The sequence below is a fragment of the Alkalinema pantanalense CENA528 genome, assembly GCF_050753345.1.
In the GTDB taxonomy this organism is placed as follows: Bacteria; Cyanobacteriota; Cyanobacteriia; order Leptolyngbyales; family Leptolyngbyaceae; genus Alkalinema; species Alkalinema pantanalense.
Genome location: NZ_JBLZFX010000005.1, coordinates 1 through 14813, shown reverse-complemented (window position 1 = coordinate 14813; position 14813 = coordinate 1). Strand labels below are relative to the sequence as shown.

13 protein-coding genes are annotated in these 14813 nt (G+C 51.2%); 9 read left to right on the top strand and 4 right to left on the bottom strand.

What is annotated here, in order from left to right; all coding sequences use genetic code 11:
- The first annotated feature begins 74 nt into the window (after positions 1–74).
- Positions 75–293 (top strand): hypothetical protein, encoded by a 219-nt coding sequence (locus tag ACN4EG_RS02780; RefSeq protein WP_431627637.1) that lies wholly within the window; start codon positions 75–77, stop codon positions 291–293.
- Positions 294–372: 79 nt separating this feature from the next.
- Here the strand turns inward: ACN4EG_RS02780 and ACN4EG_RS02775 are convergent, their stop codons facing one another.
- Entirely contained in the window at positions 373–1980 is a 1608-nt protein-coding gene (locus ACN4EG_RS02775; protein WP_431627636.1) for a B12-binding domain-containing radical SAM protein, read from the bottom strand.
- A gap of 211 nt (positions 1981–2191) precedes the next feature.
- Entirely contained in the window at positions 2192–3610 is a 1419-nt protein-coding gene (gene glnA / locus ACN4EG_RS02770; protein WP_431627635.1) for a type I glutamate--ammonia ligase, read from the bottom strand.
- Between the two features lie 974 nt (positions 3611–4584).
- Here glnA and apcB point away from each other — a divergent pair.
- Positions 4585–5094 (top strand): allophycocyanin subunit beta, encoded by a 510-nt coding sequence (gene apcB / locus ACN4EG_RS02765; RefSeq protein ID WP_431627634.1) that lies wholly within the window; start codon positions 4585–4587, stop codon positions 5092–5094.
- Between the two features lie 154 nt (positions 5095–5248).
- Here the strand turns inward: apcB and ACN4EG_RS02760 are convergent, their stop codons facing one another.
- Positions 5249–5848, bottom strand: a complete 600-nt coding sequence (locus ACN4EG_RS02760; protein WP_431627633.1) for a hypothetical protein — start codon at positions 5846–5848, stop codon at positions 5249–5251.
- 81 nt (positions 5849–5929) lie between these two features.
- Positions 5930–7288, bottom strand: a complete 1359-nt coding sequence (locus ACN4EG_RS02755) for a DUF2252 domain-containing protein (RefSeq protein WP_431627632.1) — start codon at positions 7286–7288, stop codon at positions 5930–5932.
- 101 nt (positions 7289–7389) lie between these two features.
- Here ACN4EG_RS02755 and ffh point away from each other — a divergent pair, with 101 nt between their 5' ends.
- From ffh to ACN4EG_RS02720, 7 genes are all read left to right on the top strand, one after another.
- Complete coding sequence (gene ffh, locus ACN4EG_RS02750) at positions 7390–8853, top strand: signal recognition particle protein (RefSeq protein ID WP_431627631.1); 1464 nt, start codon at positions 7390–7392, stop codon at positions 8851–8853.
- 289 nt (positions 8854–9142) lie between these two features.
- The gene (rpsP, locus tag ACN4EG_RS02745) at positions 9143–9382 is read left to right on the top strand and encodes a 30S ribosomal protein S16 (RefSeq protein ID WP_431627630.1); all 240 of its coding nucleotides are present in this window, start codon (positions 9143–9145) and stop codon (positions 9380–9382) included.
- Positions 9383–9425: 43 nt separating this feature from the next.
- Positions 9426–9779 (top strand): KH domain-containing protein, encoded by a 354-nt coding sequence (locus tag ACN4EG_RS02740; RefSeq protein WP_431627629.1) that lies wholly within the window; start codon positions 9426–9428, stop codon positions 9777–9779.
- A 198-nt stretch (positions 9780–9977) separates the two neighbouring features.
- Positions 9978–10151, top strand: coding sequence for a 30S ribosomal protein S21 (gene rpsU, locus ACN4EG_RS02735; protein ID WP_190574872.1), 174 nt, complete (start codon positions 9978–9980; stop codon positions 10149–10151).
- A gap of 242 nt (positions 10152–10393) precedes the next feature.
- Positions 10394–11350, top strand: coding sequence for a PhoH family protein (locus ACN4EG_RS02730; protein WP_431627628.1), 957 nt, complete (start codon positions 10394–10396; stop codon positions 11348–11350).
- A 131-nt stretch (positions 11351–11481) separates the two neighbouring features.
- A complete protein-coding gene (locus tag ACN4EG_RS02725; RefSeq protein ID WP_431627627.1) occupies positions 11482–12651 on the top strand; it encodes a class I SAM-dependent methyltransferase in 1170 nt (389 codons plus the stop codon).
- A gap of 138 nt (positions 12652–12789) precedes the next feature.
- Complete coding sequence (locus ACN4EG_RS02720) at positions 12790–14658, top strand: AAA family ATPase (RefSeq protein WP_431627626.1); 1869 nt, start codon at positions 12790–12792, stop codon at positions 14656–14658.
- The last annotated feature ends 155 nt before the right edge of the window (positions 14659–14813 follow it).

Here is a 14813-nt window from a genome sequence, read left to right as displayed (position 1 = left end):
CCTACTTGTCCTATGCAAAAGGGTGGCCTTAGTTTTTGGGGTTTCTTCCCATCTCTACCAGTAGGAGAAATCCCATGTTTATTGGTTTTGGTGATTCCGATCGTGTTAGCGATCCGGAATATAAACCGTTTCGATTTTATTTATTCGGCACTCGCAAAGAAGTACAAGCAGCAATTAACCAACTGCATGTTTTGCGATTCTCCGACAGAGTGCGCTGGAGTCCACCCATGCCTGTGCCCGGTTCAGATTGGCAGTACGTCAGCATGATGGAGCGCGATCGCGTTGCGGAGTAAGTCCGATCTAAAAACCGGGTTTTTTAGAAAAACCCGGTTTTTGGGGAATTGCGAAAAACCTGATTTTGGGGGATGGGTCTTAAAAATACGATCGCGCCATTTCTAAATGCTTCTGCAACGTCCCGATCGGTAATGGCCCCTGCAAATGGCTCCAAGGCAACACCCGATCGATCGGCCAATGGTCATAAACATAAAAATCTAAATCCGGTAATTGCCCTTTTAACTCCTTAAAGGCCCGCCGATAACTGCCTAACGTATCCCCATAGTGCCGCACCAGCGCCAATAGCTGCGACAACCGTCGATCGCCTCGGGACAACAACGTTTGAATCACTGACCAATTGAAACTCTCAGGCCGAAACTCAATGCCCTGGGGTCGCAATTGCTTCTGCAAAAACTGTAAACGCTTTTCCGCCTGCTTATTCACCCCGTACCACTGAAACGGCGTATGCGCCTTGGGAACAAACGTGCTACAGCCCCAGGTTAACCGCAATCCCGGTGCCGCTTTTTTCAACGCCTTCAGCATGGCCACCGTTTGTTCCACATCTTCCAACTCTTCACTGGGAATTCCCACCATTCCATAGAGCTTAATGTTGCTCAATCCGCCCGCTTTTGCATTGATCCCAGCATTGATGATTTCGTCATTCGTCAGCTTCTTATTCACCACATTACGAATACGATCGCTCCCACTTTCCACCGCGATCGTAATCGATCGGGTATCATGCTTAACTAGCGTTTCTGCTAACTTTTCAGTAACCGTATTGGTTCTAACCGAAGCAATACTAAGACGAACATCGTCGTACTGGGATTGATTAATATAATCCAACAGCAAATCAAACTCTGGATGTTGCGTTACCGAAGCACCGAGTAATCCTAAGCGATTCGTAACCGCCAATCCCTTTTGAATCGCTGGAATCAAGGACTCTTCTAAACTTGCAGGCCGAAATGGAAGCGTCAGATAACTGGCAAGGCAGAAGCGGCACATTTCTGGACAACTGCGTACCACTTCCACCATGAAAATATTTTCCCAAGCCGCCTTTTCCGTCACAACACTGGATACCGATAACGTATTGCCCCGATAGGTCTGCTTTTGCACCTGCGCTGGCACGATCGCCTCGATCGGTTCAATCCCTAAAACTGCACCACCCGCACCGTCGTAGGTCACTTCGTACAAACTCGGCACATAAATCCCCGGTACCTGCGCTAAATGCTTCAATTGCGTAGATCGATCGGCATGGCGCACTTCCTGGTAAGCGTTAATAAACGCATCCAACAGAATCTCACCATCGCCCAGCAACACGACATCAAAAAAGTCCGCAAAGGGTTCCGGATTGGCCGTCAGAACCGGGCCACCCCCAAAAACGATCGGATGATCATCGTTGCGATCGCGGCTCCAAATGGGAATATCCAACTGCTCCAGCATGGCCAGAATATTGACATAGTCCAATTCCCAGGACACCGAAAATCCCAAAATCTCCGGCTGGGTGGGGAGCGTTTCATGGATATCAGTAAATAGCCGACTCACCGCTAAGTCCGATCGCGCCGCCAGCGTCGCCCATACCACCTGGTAGCCCAAGCTCGTAATCCCAATCGTGTATTCATTGGGAAACGCAAAAATTAACGGAACAGCATCAGCATTGGAAGTGGCAGGCGTAAACAATAAACGCTCAGCGGCGAAAGGAGACACCACAGGACAACGGCGGAAAAAACGGCTTATCCAGCGTAGCACTTCTGGTCTAAGACAACGCGCTTTACCCTAACAACCCATAACAAATCGCGCAAATATCTATGCAACAAGGGCAGGTAGATCCTAGACCCACCTGCCCTTGCTTCATTAATCAATACCGATCGCTGAATAACCGCGATCGTTAAATTGCAATCTACTGATTAGCAATCACTGATTAGCAATCATAGTAGAGCATGAACTCGTAGGGGTGAGGCCGGATTTGAACCGGAATCACTTCCCGATCGAGCTTATAGCTGATCCAGGATTGAATGAAGTCTTCCGTAAACACGCCACCAGCCGTCAGGTACTCGTGGTCGGTTTCCAGATTCTTCAGCGCTTCCGCCAAGGAACCAGGGGTAGAAGGAACCTTCGCCAGTTCTTCCGGAGACAATTCGTAGATGTCCACATCCAACGGCTCGCCCGGATCGATTTGGTTCTTGATCCCATCAATGCCTGCGCAAACCATGGCAGCAAACGCCAGGTAGGGGTTAGAGGTTGCATCGGGGCAACGGAATTCCAAGCGCTTCGCCTTCGGATTGTCACCCGAGAGCGGAATCCGCACGGAAGCGGAACGGTTCCCTTGGGAATAAGCCAGGTTCACCGGAGCTTCAAACCCAGGCACCAAGCGCTTGTAGGAGTTGGTCGTGGGGTTGGTGAAGGCCAGCAAGGAAGGCGCATGCTTCAGGATCCCACCGATGTACCACAGCGCGTTTTGGCTCAGCCCTGCATACTGGTCACCCGCAAAGGTGTTTTGGCCGTCTTTCCAGATGGACTGGTGGCAGTGCATCCCGGAACCGTTGTCGCCAAAGACCGGCTTGGGCATGAAGGTCACGGTTTTGCCATACTTGCGAGCCACGTTCTTGATGACATACTTGTAGGTCATCAACCAGTCAGCCGCCTCGATCAGAGTACCGAACCGGAAGCCCAATTCGCACTGGCCACCCGTTGCTACTTCGTGGTGGTGTTTTTCGATTGGTACACCCAGTTTCTTCATCAGCAACAGCATCTCAGACCGCATGTCTTGAGAGGTGTCGGTGGGCGCAACGGGGAAGTAGCCCTCTTTGTTCCGAGGCTTGTAAGCCAAGTTACCGCCGGGTTCCTGACGGCCAGAGTTCCAAATCCCTTCAGAACTATCGACGTGATAGTAACCTTCGTGCTGGTTCTGGTCGTAACGGACATCATCAAAGATGAAGAACTCAGCTTCTGGCCCGAAGAAAATCGTATCGCCGAAACCAGCTGCTTGCACGTAATCTACAGCCTTTTGCGCGATCGATCGGGGGTCACGGCTATAGGCTTGACCTGTCCGGGGCTCTTTAATCGAGCAGATCAGGCTGAGGGTGGGAACTTCCATAAATGGATCGACCCAGGCAGTGCTGGGATCGGGCACCATCATCATGTCAGATTCGTTGATGGACTTCCAACCCCGGATACTAGAACCATCGAAGGGCACACCCAGGGTAAAGCTGCTCTCATCAATTTGGTCGTAGTGCAGGGTAAGGTGCTGCCAAATCCCTGGGGTGTCGATAAATTTCAGATCGACTAATTCGATTTTCCCTTCGCCCAGTTGCGCCAGGATCTCCTGCGGGGTGGCCATGAAATACTCCTTGAAATCGTTCGTATCTTGCTCAATTTAGCGATCGATGTGCGTTCTCGAAATGCATCGACCTCTGGAACGCACAGGCAAATTCGGCCCAGCTAGCTATCACCCTTTCCACGATCGCAGCGAGTGAATAACTATGCTTGGGGAACTTGGGTAGAATTGATTGCCCCAGTCGGACACAGTGACTAAAACCTTGCGAAGTTTAAATCCCAGGCTCCCAAGGAACTTTGCGAACCCTTACCTTTAAAACTACTGCAACCTGAATCTCTAAAGGAAGAAAAATTTGCAGTTGAGGCTCTTCCTGAAGATAGACGCTTTTAATCACCTGCATCATCCTATGGACTTGACTTCTTGTATTTTGTAGCGATCTATACAAAACGTGAGATTCTAGTCAAATTTAAGACCTGCTTTGGGATTAGTGGGGCGAATATAGCACCTTCTTATCCGCCTGCCGCCGTTACTGAGCCTAGCGAGTGCACCTCTACTGTCTTCGCGTTCTGCGGCTGGCCCACAGACTTGTCCCAGAGCCCAGCCTCTTCGGGAATGGTTGAGTAAAGTTTGACGAATGAAGCTTGACAAATTTTGCTGTCCTGACCACGTTCATCACAGAGTTTCTGGAAAAGCCATTGCTTTGCTGTTCACTTGACTTAACAAGTTAACTTGACTTAACAAATTGTCGGAAGAGTCGTTAATCCTTCTAACTCCTGCTACTTGCCCTTCTCCTTAAGGTCTACAGGAGAGAAAAGTGACGATCGTAACGTTTAGTAAACAGTATTAGGAGGGGGCTCCCCTTACCTCCAACCTCGCGTGGTAAACTGACGCTTAATTGCTTGCTGATTCTTAAATTGCTTGCTGATTATTTAGTAGCTCATCTTCTTGCTGTGGGTTGGGCTGGAGGTCGTCAACCACCTTAACGAAAGGTTGCAATCGATAAATCTGTATTCGGGATCATTCGGGAGAAGAGTTTCATGCGGGACGCAGTAACAAGCCTGATTAGAAACTACGATGTTACAGGGCGATATTTCGATCGAACCGCGATCGACAGCCTCAAGGCTTATTTCGATACGGGTATGGCACGGGTTCAGGCTGCTGCCGTCATCAACTCCAATCCATCGGCGATCGTCAAGCAGGCGGCGTCTCAACTATTTGAAGAAGTGCCTGAACTGATTCGCCCCAGCGGAAATGCCTACACCACCCGTCGCTATGCGGCTTGTCTGCGGGATATGGACTATTATCTGCGCTATGCCAGCTATGCCCTGGTAGCAGGAGATAGCGATGTCCTCGATGAACGGGTTCTAGAAGGGCTGCGGGAAACCTACAATTCCCTAGATGTGCCCGTCGGCCCTACGGTGCGCGGCATCCAAATTATGAAAGACATTGTGCGGGAACAAGTTGCTGCGGCTGGGATTAGCCCTGCCAGCATTGTTGACGAGCCGTTTGAGCATATGGCGCGTTCCTTAGCTGAAAAGAATGTCTAGGTAAAGAGAATCCAATGGCCAAGCCCTGCGGGGCGATCGCCTAAAAATTCCACAAAAAAGCTGGATCTGTTTTGGATCCAGCTTTTTGCTTGGGATATCTTGGCCCTAGGCAAGAGGAAGGGGCATCGGGACGGAGCCTAATCGATCGTTGAGCCTAATCGATCTCCATAGCATCCGGTTCCCAGACCCAAACGGAATAGCCATAGGAACTTTCAGTAATTAGGGCTTGGTTGCCTCGTGTAACCAGCCGTTGAGCCAAGGATTGCGCTTGGGCCATATCTCGTACCATCCGCAAAAGGCTGTAGTACTGATTGTCGTAGACCATTCCTGTTAAAGGTTTATCCAAGTCCGGTACTTGGATTTGACAGGGCTGGTAGTTACCATTGGCACCTAGGACGGGGATGGGGGCAGAAGAAACGCGATGGGAGCCCTGCTTGGGATTCCGCAACACAGGTTGGGCATCTGGCTCGTAGATCCACAGTGACACCCCACGGGGAATTTCTACCATCACCAACGAATTTCCCTTGTTCAGGAGTTTTGCCGCTAATTGATCGGCCCGTGAACGATCGGCAACGGTTTTAAAGAAGCTAAAGTAAGCATCCTGGTACTCGATCGCGGCGATCGGTTTCACTTCATCAGCCAGCGTAATGTAGCAATTGCGATATTGCTGACGATTATGGAGCAGGTAGCACTTCGGTTGACTGGAATGGATGACGGGAGAAGAGTCCATGGGGGGGCGCATCTGAAGAGACATGGCAGATGAAATTAATGTTAAGTTTCTTTACCTTGTCTCCATTGTCCGAACCCTGGTAGGGGGACAGAACCGTAGATTTGCCTATCTTGCTAAGCATCCAGAGGCATAACCGTCGCGAAAAACTACGTAATCCTGCTCAACTTGGTTAGCGTACTGCGCAGCATAGTTCAACACTAGGGGCTGCCAGTCAGCCGCCGATTGGGCGAATTGAATCAAATCATCGGCGATCGCGCTGCCCTGGCGACCCCCACTGCGCAGTTGACCCCAAGCAGTGACTTCCGCCATCGTCCCAGTCACCTTAGACAATTTTTTAAATTTGCCTTGACTGGCCGCCAGATCAACCTTGTCCGCAGTCGGTTGCAATTCTCGCAGGGTATAGGATTGTGCATCATCGTGAAGAGCCGTGAGCAGAGCCGGGGGAGATTCCTGAAAACGGGTTTGAATCTCAACAATTCGGGTCGCTTCGTTGACCCAGCGGGGCTGAAGACGGGTCACATAGGGTTGCAAGCTCGATGATCTTGCCGCTTTCAGATCTAACAGATAGCGGCTGCTAGATTCGCCTTGCCCTGCCACTAGAATGATGTACCGCTCCACCCCTAAACTGCCATTACCTGCAATGCGATGGGCCACATCCAGCACGTCAAAAAATTCTGGATTTGGTTGGGTGACCGCCCAAGCGTGAAGCAAAGCTCGGATCCGATCGTAGTTTTCAGGGGAAGCTGGCGTTACTTTGTCAGGGATGAGCCGCAGGGTTTTGCCTTTTTGGATGCGATCCTTGAGAAAATCGGCCCGCTTACGTTTTCTCAAGCTTTGTAATAGGTCATCCACTAATCCCGTTGCAGTTTCACGGTGGATTGTACGGGCTTTCCCTCCGGCAATTGCAGCAGTATAGGCTGTGAGAAATTCCTGACATAGGAGATCAATGCATGTCTCATCAAGCCCTAAAAGATGACTCCCCACACGAATACTCGTGAGAAAGCGAATCAAATCCCAGGTACAGGGTGCCAGGAGGGCCTCATCAAAGTCATTGATGTCAAAGTAAACCAGACGATCGTCGCCCTTAAAACTACCAAAGTTCTGAAGATGCAGATCCCCGCAGATCCAAACCGTGGGAGATTGGTTCAGTTCCGTAGTGGTAGCTAAATCCTCGTAAAACAGATGACAAGTCCCCCGTAAAAAGGCAAAGGCATCATTTGCCATCGCGGCATACTTGCGCTGGACGAGTTCGGGAATCCGTCCCTGGTTGAAGGCTTGAATTCGGGCAATGACCTCGCGCACCATAGGAACCATTGAAAGACGTTTCGTGCCCAGTGTACCCTGGAGTATTAGCCGATCGGTTGTTATACCTTCGGAAATTCCGGTTTGCGATCCGGGTTCGTGGTGTTCGATCGCGATGTTTGCTCGACGATCGGGCCATCCACCGGTCCCAGCGCACCCCACCGAACTATGCGATCACCAGGCTCCCATTTGTATTTGTAGATCCCATTCCTAGATCCAAGACACTCCTAGATCCAAGACACCCCTAGATCCAAAACACCATTATGTTTGATGCACTTTCCGATCGCTTGGAAGAAGCTTGGAGAAAACTCCGAGGCCAAGACAAAATTTCCGAGTCCAACATTAAAGACGCGCTTCGGGAAGTGCGACGGGCACTGCTAGAAGCGGATGTCAACCTGCAAGTCATCAAAGACTTCGTCGCCGAAGTGGAAGAAAAAGCCCTGGGTGCAGAAGTCATCACGGGAGTACGACCTGACCAGCAGTTTATTGAAATTGTCTATAACGAGCTGCTGGCGGTCATGGGCGAAGCAAATGTTCCCCTAGCCGAAGCAGAGAACAAACCGACGATCGTCCTCATGGCGGGACTACAAGGAACGGGGAAAACCACCGCAACAGCCAAGTTAGCCCTGCATCTGCGCAAGGAAGATCGCAGTTGCCTACTGGTCGCCACCGATATCTACCGACCAGCGGCGATCGACCAGTTGAAAGCCTTGGGGAAACAAATCAGCGTGCCAGTCTTTGAACTGGGGACGGACGCCAACCCTGTAGAAATTGCCCGCCAAGGGGTGGAAAAAGCCAAGGCCGACGGCATTGACACCGTGATTATTGACACGGCGGGCCGGTTACAGATTGATGAAACCCTCATGGGCGAACTGGCCCAAATTAAAGCCACGGTTCAGCCCCATGAAGTGCTGCTAGTGGTCGATGCTATGACGGGGCAAGAAGCCGCCAGTTTGACCAAATCCTTCCATGATCAGATCGGCGTCACCGGGGCCATCCTGACCAAAATGGATGGGGATACGCGCGGGGGGGCAGCCCTATCCGTGCGGCGGATTTCCGGCCAACCGATCAAATTTATTGGTGTCGGCGAAAAGGTGGAAGCCCTCCAACCCTTCTACCCCGATCGTATGGCATCTCGGATCCTAGGTATGGGTGACGTCCTGACCCTGGTGGAAAAGGCACGGGAAGAAATTGATCTCTCCGAAGCGGAAAAACTCCAGGAAAAAATCCTCGAAGCCAAATTCGACTTTAGCGACTTCCTCAAGCAAACCCGGTTGTTGAAAAACATGGGTTCCCTTGGGGGCGTCATGAAGCTGATCCCTGGGCTGAACAAAATGGTCAACGAAGACCAACTGCGCCAGGGCGAACAGCAACTGAAGAAGGCCGAAGCCATGATCGGCTCCATGACCTTAGCGGAACGGCGCGATCCCGATCTCCTTGCCAACAACCCCAGCCGCCGCAAACGCATTGCCAAGGGCTCCGGCCATACGGAAAAAGATGTTTCAGAACTGGTGACTAACTTCCAGAAAATGCGGGCCTTGATGCAACAAATGGGCCGGCCTGGGATGGGCGGATTTCCCGGTATGGGGATGCCAGGGATGACGGGGGGAATGCCCACGGGGAATCCCTATCGGCCCCAACCTGGTTTCCGAGGTTACCAGGGCGGCTACCAGCAACCCAAGAAGTCCAAAAAGGACAAGAAGAAAAAAGGCTTTGGGACGTTGTAATTTGTCCCGTCAGCACCGTTTGTGACGCTGACAACCCCATAACAGCTCTGCAAGCAGCCGATGGTCTTGATTCAACATCCCTTTGTCTAGGGGCTTTCATCCTCCCGCCCCGATCGGAACTGCTTTCCCCCCGTGACGAATGTTCGGGAATGGTCTAGAATCATAGACTGGCGATGAGCTATTCCCTACGAGCTGTTGATGTTGAATCCGGCGATCGATTGGGTTTGCTCGATTCTTCGCTGATTGCTTGTTTTTCGATGAACCATCACAGGAGTCAACTTTTCTAGACATGCTCAAACTGCGATTAAAGCGCTTTGGTAAGAAGCGTGGGGCTAGCTATCGTATCGTTGTTGCCCCCAGCACCTCCCGACGGGATGGCCGCCCCATTGCTGAAGTGGGTTTCCATGATCCCCGTGCCAACGAAACCCGGCTAAATGAAGAAGCCATTGCCGATTGGTTGAAGAAAGGGGTACAACCCACGGATACCGTGCGGAGCATCCTGACTAAAGCGAATCTTTTGAGTAAGTAACCCCATCGCTGTCACCGAATTACCTAGTCACCGGATTATCTTGATGGCACAGGCTGCTACGCTTCCTCAACCCCCATCCCTTACGCCGGATTATGCAGAACTCACTCGGTTTCTGTTGAGACCGTTTTTGGATCATCCTGATTTACTTCGGGTTGACTGTGAGGTGTCTGCGGCCAAGGCCAGGGTGTGGATTCGAGTTGCCTTCCATGAAGACGATCGGGGGCGGGCATTTGGTCGAGGGGGGCGCAATGTGCAAGCCATTCGAAAGGTATTGGACGGCATTGCCCAAGCCGCGAACCAAACGATTCGGTTTGAAGTCTATGGCGGACAGCCTCAGGAAAATGAGCGATCGATGCCTCAACGACGTTCTTCAAAGCCTTACCGGGACAAGTCATGATACTGACCGGCCTTGAGATGCGGGTCAGTTAGGTTGACAAACAAATTTCAGTTCCATCTTAATGTTAAAAATTGCAACAGATGCGCTCGTAAAGTGATCAAGTTTCAATTTTTCATTTTGAATTTTTAATTGGTCTGAAACCGTTTTGCTTAGCTAGTCATGGTTTTTCTTTGAAAGACTTTAAGGAGGTGAAACAGTATGGCTGAAATTCGTTTAGGTGAAAACGAGTCCATCGAATCTGCTCTGCGCCGCTTTAAGAAAAAAATTCAACGAGCTGGCATTTTGTCTGAGGTTAAGCGCCGTGAGCGCTACGAGAAGCCTAGCCTCCGTCGCAAGCGCAAGTTGGAAGCCTCCCGTAAGCATCGTCCCTAGAGTCATCTCTAGCGTGCTTTGTGATTTACCAACTCCAGCTTGGATTGAAATTGCATAAGATGAAAAGACACCCAGAAGATTCAACTTCGGGTGTTTTTTACTTGATCCTTTTCTTAAAACCTACAGGCTTGATTACGCCCTAGGGTCAAGCTGCGTTCACAGAAACGTTGCTCACAGAAACGTTGCCCCACCATTCTTCACTCCCACCGTTCTCTACTCCCACCATATCAATCCCTGATCCTATGCCCGAAATCTTGACTTTTCCTTTGCCCAGTATCGAAAGTGCGATCGCCCTGGCGGGTGATCAAGAGAGTAATCTCAAACTGATTGGACGGCAGACGGGTGCAAGCCTGGTTCTACGAGGTCAGGAAGTCATGATTTCTGGGACGGCCAGTCAAATTACACGGGTTCAGAAAATTTTGAGCGCATTGGAATTCGGCTGGAAGACAGGACAACCGATTTCGGAAGTGGATATTAAAACGGCCATCCATGCTCTGGATACCCACCAAGAAGAAACCTTTCAAGCGATCCAAGCCGACGGGTTAGCCCGCAATCGCCGGGGAGATGTGATTCGGGCCAAAACCTTTAAGCAACGCCAATATGTGGAAGCGGTGCGCAAGCACAGTTTGACCTTTGGCATTGGGCCAGCAGGTACCGGAAAGACCTATCTAGCGGCGGTTTTGGCAATCCAGGCATTGCTGAATAATGAGTATGAACGGTTGATTTTGACGCGACCTGCGGTGGAGGCAGGAGAGAAGTTGGGCTTCCTGCCCGGAGACTTGCAGCAAAAGGTCAATCCCTATCTGCGTCCCCTCTACGATGCGCTCTACGAATTTGTCGATCCTGAGAAAATTACGAACTTGATGGAACGGCAGGTGATCGAAATTGCGCCGATCGCTTACATGCGGGGCCGCACATTGAGCAATGCCTTTGTGATTGTGGATGAGGCGCAAAATACAACCCCTGCGCAAATGAAAATGCTATTGACCCGTTTAGGCTTCAAGTCCAAGATGGTAGTTACGGGGGATTTAACTCAAACCGACCTCCCGCCGAATCAGGCATCGGGGCTGCAAATTGCGGAGAAAATTCTGCGATCGGTGGAAGGCATCGAATTTTGCTATTTCTCTAAAGCCGATGTGATTCGCCATCCCCTAGTTCAACGGATTGTGGAAGCCTACGAAATTTATGAGCATCAATAGCACTTAAATGAGAGGCTAAAGTTAGCACCTGGAAACATTTTCAGCACTTAATCCCCCTACCCTTTGCAATAGATTATAAAGATCCGTTACGCTAGGTAACAGTTGATTGCGATCTATCGCGCTAGTGAACCATGTCCGACCCTTCAACCCTGTCTGATCCCCTAACCAAACTGGCTTACCAAGCACTGCAACAGACGAAAAGCGTGTTTGGACTAACCCACAAAACGCTCAGTTCTCGAGTTTTAAGCGCGATCGCGCCGATGGGAATCATTGCCCCCCGTCGGGACTCCGCCGCCAAACCCCTCAGCCCGGCGTTATTTGCCAAGATCAAGCAACGGGTTGACCAATTGCAGGCGATCGACTGGCAGGATGCGGAGCAGGGCATTTATCCCAAGGAGCTCCTGTTCGATCATCCCTGGGGTGATTTTTTGCGTTTCTACCCGATAGTGTGTCTAGATTCGGTACAAATTTGGAATCGCGCCAACCAACAGCAGTTTCAAGACTTTTCACCCAGCGTTGATACCAGCGGTTATCCCCAGTACTACGTACGCAATTTCCATCATCAAACCGATGGTTATTTCAGCGATTTTTCCGCCAATGTTTACGATCTACAAGTCGAACTCCTGTTTAACGGTTCTGCCGATGCCATGCGTCGCCGGATTCTTGCACCGTTACGCAGAAGTTTGCAATCTTTCAGCGAAGTTGCACCCAAGGCAGTCAATATCCTTGATGTGGCCTGTGGCACAGGACGGACATTGCGTATGATCCGGGGGATGCTACCCCAGGCTTCCCTCCACGGCACCGATCTGTCTCCGGCCTATCTTCGCAAGGCCAACCAATTGCTGTCAGAATTGCCAGGGGAACTGCCGCAACTAATGCAAGGAAATGCGGAAGAATTGCCCTACGTGGAGAATTACTTCCATGCCGTTACCTGTGTATTTCTTTTCCATGAATTGCCTGCACCAGTGCGCCAGAAAGTAATTGAACAATGTTTCCGAGTAGTTAAACCCGGTGGACATTTTATCATTTGCGATTCCATTCAAATGAGTGATTCTCCAGAATTAGTTCCTGTAATGGAGAATTTCGCAGAGAATTTCCATGAGCCGTTCTACCGGAACTATATTCAGGATGATCTCAGCGATCGCTTAAGCAATGCCGGATTTGTAGACATTACTGAACAAGTCCACTTTATGAGTAAGTATTGGATCGCCAAGAAGCCTATCACTGCAACGACGAACAATCTCGCAAACAGCGCCTTGGCTAATGAGGCAAAATCCTCGCCTCACCAAACCCTTGAGTAGAATCATGTGATGTAGGACTGTTGGTATTTTTCGATCGGGTAACTCTTGCGTCATACGATCGATTGCCGCAATCGAACTGGGCACCCTAGAACCGAATGTTCTAATCAACAGTCCTACTAGCAGGGTCGGGGGATCGGCATGAGCGATTTATTTAAGGGCTTTGAGCAATTGCTAGAACTGGCAAAGGCACTCGAAGACAAAATCGACAGCGGCGAAATTAAAACCGATATGCAAATTTCCTCCCGCCGTCTCAGCAGTATTCCCCGCCGCACTGCATCCAATGCAGGGATTGGTGTCAGCCGCTTGCAAACTGACGCACCGACTCCAAGTTCCGATCCAGAAGTGGTGATCATCACGCCGCCGCCAAGCAATCCCGCTGCCCCGTCTGCCGATCGCCCTGCTGAGAGTTCCTCCCAACCCGCCCCCTCACTCCAGGATGTGGGAGGACTGGGTGAAACCCTGCGGGAACTGCGGGAATTGGTGGAATTACCCCTGAAACGGCCAGAATTGCTTGCCAAAATGGGTCTAGAGCCGCCCAAGGGAGTTTTGCTAGTGGGGCCACCGGGGACGGGTAAAACCCTGACCGCTCGTTTGCTGGCGGAGGCATTGGGGGTCAATTACATTGCGATCGCAGGGCCGGAGGTAATGGGCAAATTCTACGGCGAGGCGGAAACGCGCCTGCGCACGGTCTTTGAAAAAGCGGCCAAAGCAGCGCCCTGCATTGTGTTTATTGATGAAATTGACAGCCTCGCCCCCGATCGCAACAAAGTGGAAGGCGAAGTGGAAAAGCGGGTGGTGGCGCAGTTGCTGACCCTGATGGATGGGTTTGCCACAACCACGGGGGTCATTGTCCTCGCCGCAACCAATCGTCCCGATCATCTCGATCCGGCCCTGCGGCGTCCCGGTCGCTTCGATCGAGAAATTCAGTACCGAGTCCCCGATCGGGCAGGCAGGCTGGAAATTTTGGCCATTCAAACCCGATCGATGCCCTTAGCGGAATCGGTGGATTTAGACGCGATCTCCGATCTCTGCGTCGGCATGGTGGGAGCTGATTTAAAGGCCGTCTGCCAAAAAGCCGCCTACCTGGCCCTGCGTCGCCAAATGCCGTCTTTGCAATCTGCTGTACCGGATGTATTAACCCTAGAGCAGACGGATTTTCTGCAAGCGTTGAAAGAGATTAAGCCCTCGGTACTGCGATCGGTGGAGGTGGAAGCACCCAACGTTACCTGGGAGCAAATCGGGGGACTTGAGGAAATCAAGAAAACCCTCCAGGAATCGGTGGAAGGCGCTCTGCTCTATCCAGACCTGTATCAACAAACGGGGGCCAAGGCTCCACGCGGGCTGCTACTGTGGGGGCCACCGGGCACAGGTAAAACTTTGCTAGCCAAAGCCGTTGCCTCCCAAGCGCGGGCGAATTTTATTGCGGTCAATGGCCCTGAATTGCTCAGCCGTTGGGTGGGCGCTGCCGAGCAGGAAGTGCGCGATTTATTTACAAAAGCACGGCAAGCCGCACCCTGCGTAGTCTTTATTGATGAAATTGACACTCTGGCTCCAGCCCGTGGGAAATTTAACGGCGATTCCGGCGTCAGCGATCGAGTTGTGGGGCAATTATTGACAGAGCTAGATGGCTTGCAAGATGCGGGAACGGTGCTACTCATCGGCGCAACCAATCGTCCCGATGCCTTGGATGCGGCTTTACTTCGAGCCGGACGATTGGATCTGCAAATTAAGGTCGATTTGCCAGATCAAACGAGTCGCTTGGCCATTCTCCAGGTTCACAACGCCGATCGCCCCTTGGAAGCTGTCGATTTAGTCAATCTTGCGGTGCAAACCGAAGGCTGGAATGGGGCCGATTTAGCTCTGCTTAGTAACCAAGCAGCTCTGCAATCCATCCGTCGCTATCGTGCGCAAGGTCAGACCGAACCCAGCACCATTCGGATTACGCCGGAGGACTTTGAGATGGCCTATCAGCTGCTAGCCAACCAAAAATCTGGAGAGTCATACTAAGGGAACAGCGTATAAATAAAATCCCAATTGGGTAGGGGGTAGGAGGGTACAAGGGTAGGAGGGTGGGGGGATGAAGAGGGGATATTATTTCTTTGCAAATCCCTAAGCTCAGTCATTACCCAAATCGGACTGGATTGCGCTTAACAAAATTTGAA

Excerpts from the sequence above, each read along its gene's own strand:
- ACN4EG_RS02780 (WP_431627637.1), top strand. The coding sequence starts at position 75 with ATGTTTATTGGTTTTGGTGATTCCGATCGTGTTAGCGATCCGGAATAT.
- glnA (WP_431627635.1), bottom strand. The coding sequence starts at position 3,610 with ATGGCCACCCCGCAGGAGATCCTGGCGCAACTGGGCGAAGGGAAAATC.
- apcB (WP_431627634.1), top strand. The coding sequence starts at position 4,585 with ATGCGGGACGCAGTAACAAGCCTGATTAGAAACTACGATGTTACAGGG.
- ACN4EG_RS02760 (WP_431627633.1), bottom strand. The coding sequence starts at position 5,848 with ATGTCTCTTCAGATGCGCCCCCCCATGGACTCTTCTCCCGTCATCCAT.
- ffh (WP_431627631.1), top strand. The coding sequence starts at position 7,390 with ATGTTTGATGCACTTTCCGATCGCTTGGAAGAAGCTTGGAGAAAACTC.
- rpsP (WP_431627630.1), top strand. The coding sequence starts at position 9,143 with ATGCTCAAACTGCGATTAAAGCGCTTTGGTAAGAAGCGTGGGGCTAGC.
- ACN4EG_RS02740 (WP_431627629.1), top strand. The coding sequence starts at position 9,426 with ATGGCACAGGCTGCTACGCTTCCTCAACCCCCATCCCTTACGCCGGAT.
- rpsU (WP_190574872.1), top strand. The coding sequence starts at position 9,978 with ATGGCTGAAATTCGTTTAGGTGAAAACGAGTCCATCGAATCTGCTCTG.
- ACN4EG_RS02730 (WP_431627628.1), top strand. The coding sequence starts at position 10,394 with ATGCCCGAAATCTTGACTTTTCCTTTGCCCAGTATCGAAAGTGCGATC.
- ACN4EG_RS02725 (WP_431627627.1), top strand. The coding sequence starts at position 11,482 with ATGTCCGACCCTTCAACCCTGTCTGATCCCCTAACCAAACTGGCTTAC.
- ACN4EG_RS02720 (WP_431627626.1), top strand. The coding sequence starts at position 12,790 with ATGAGCGATTTATTTAAGGGCTTTGAGCAATTGCTAGAACTGGCAAAG.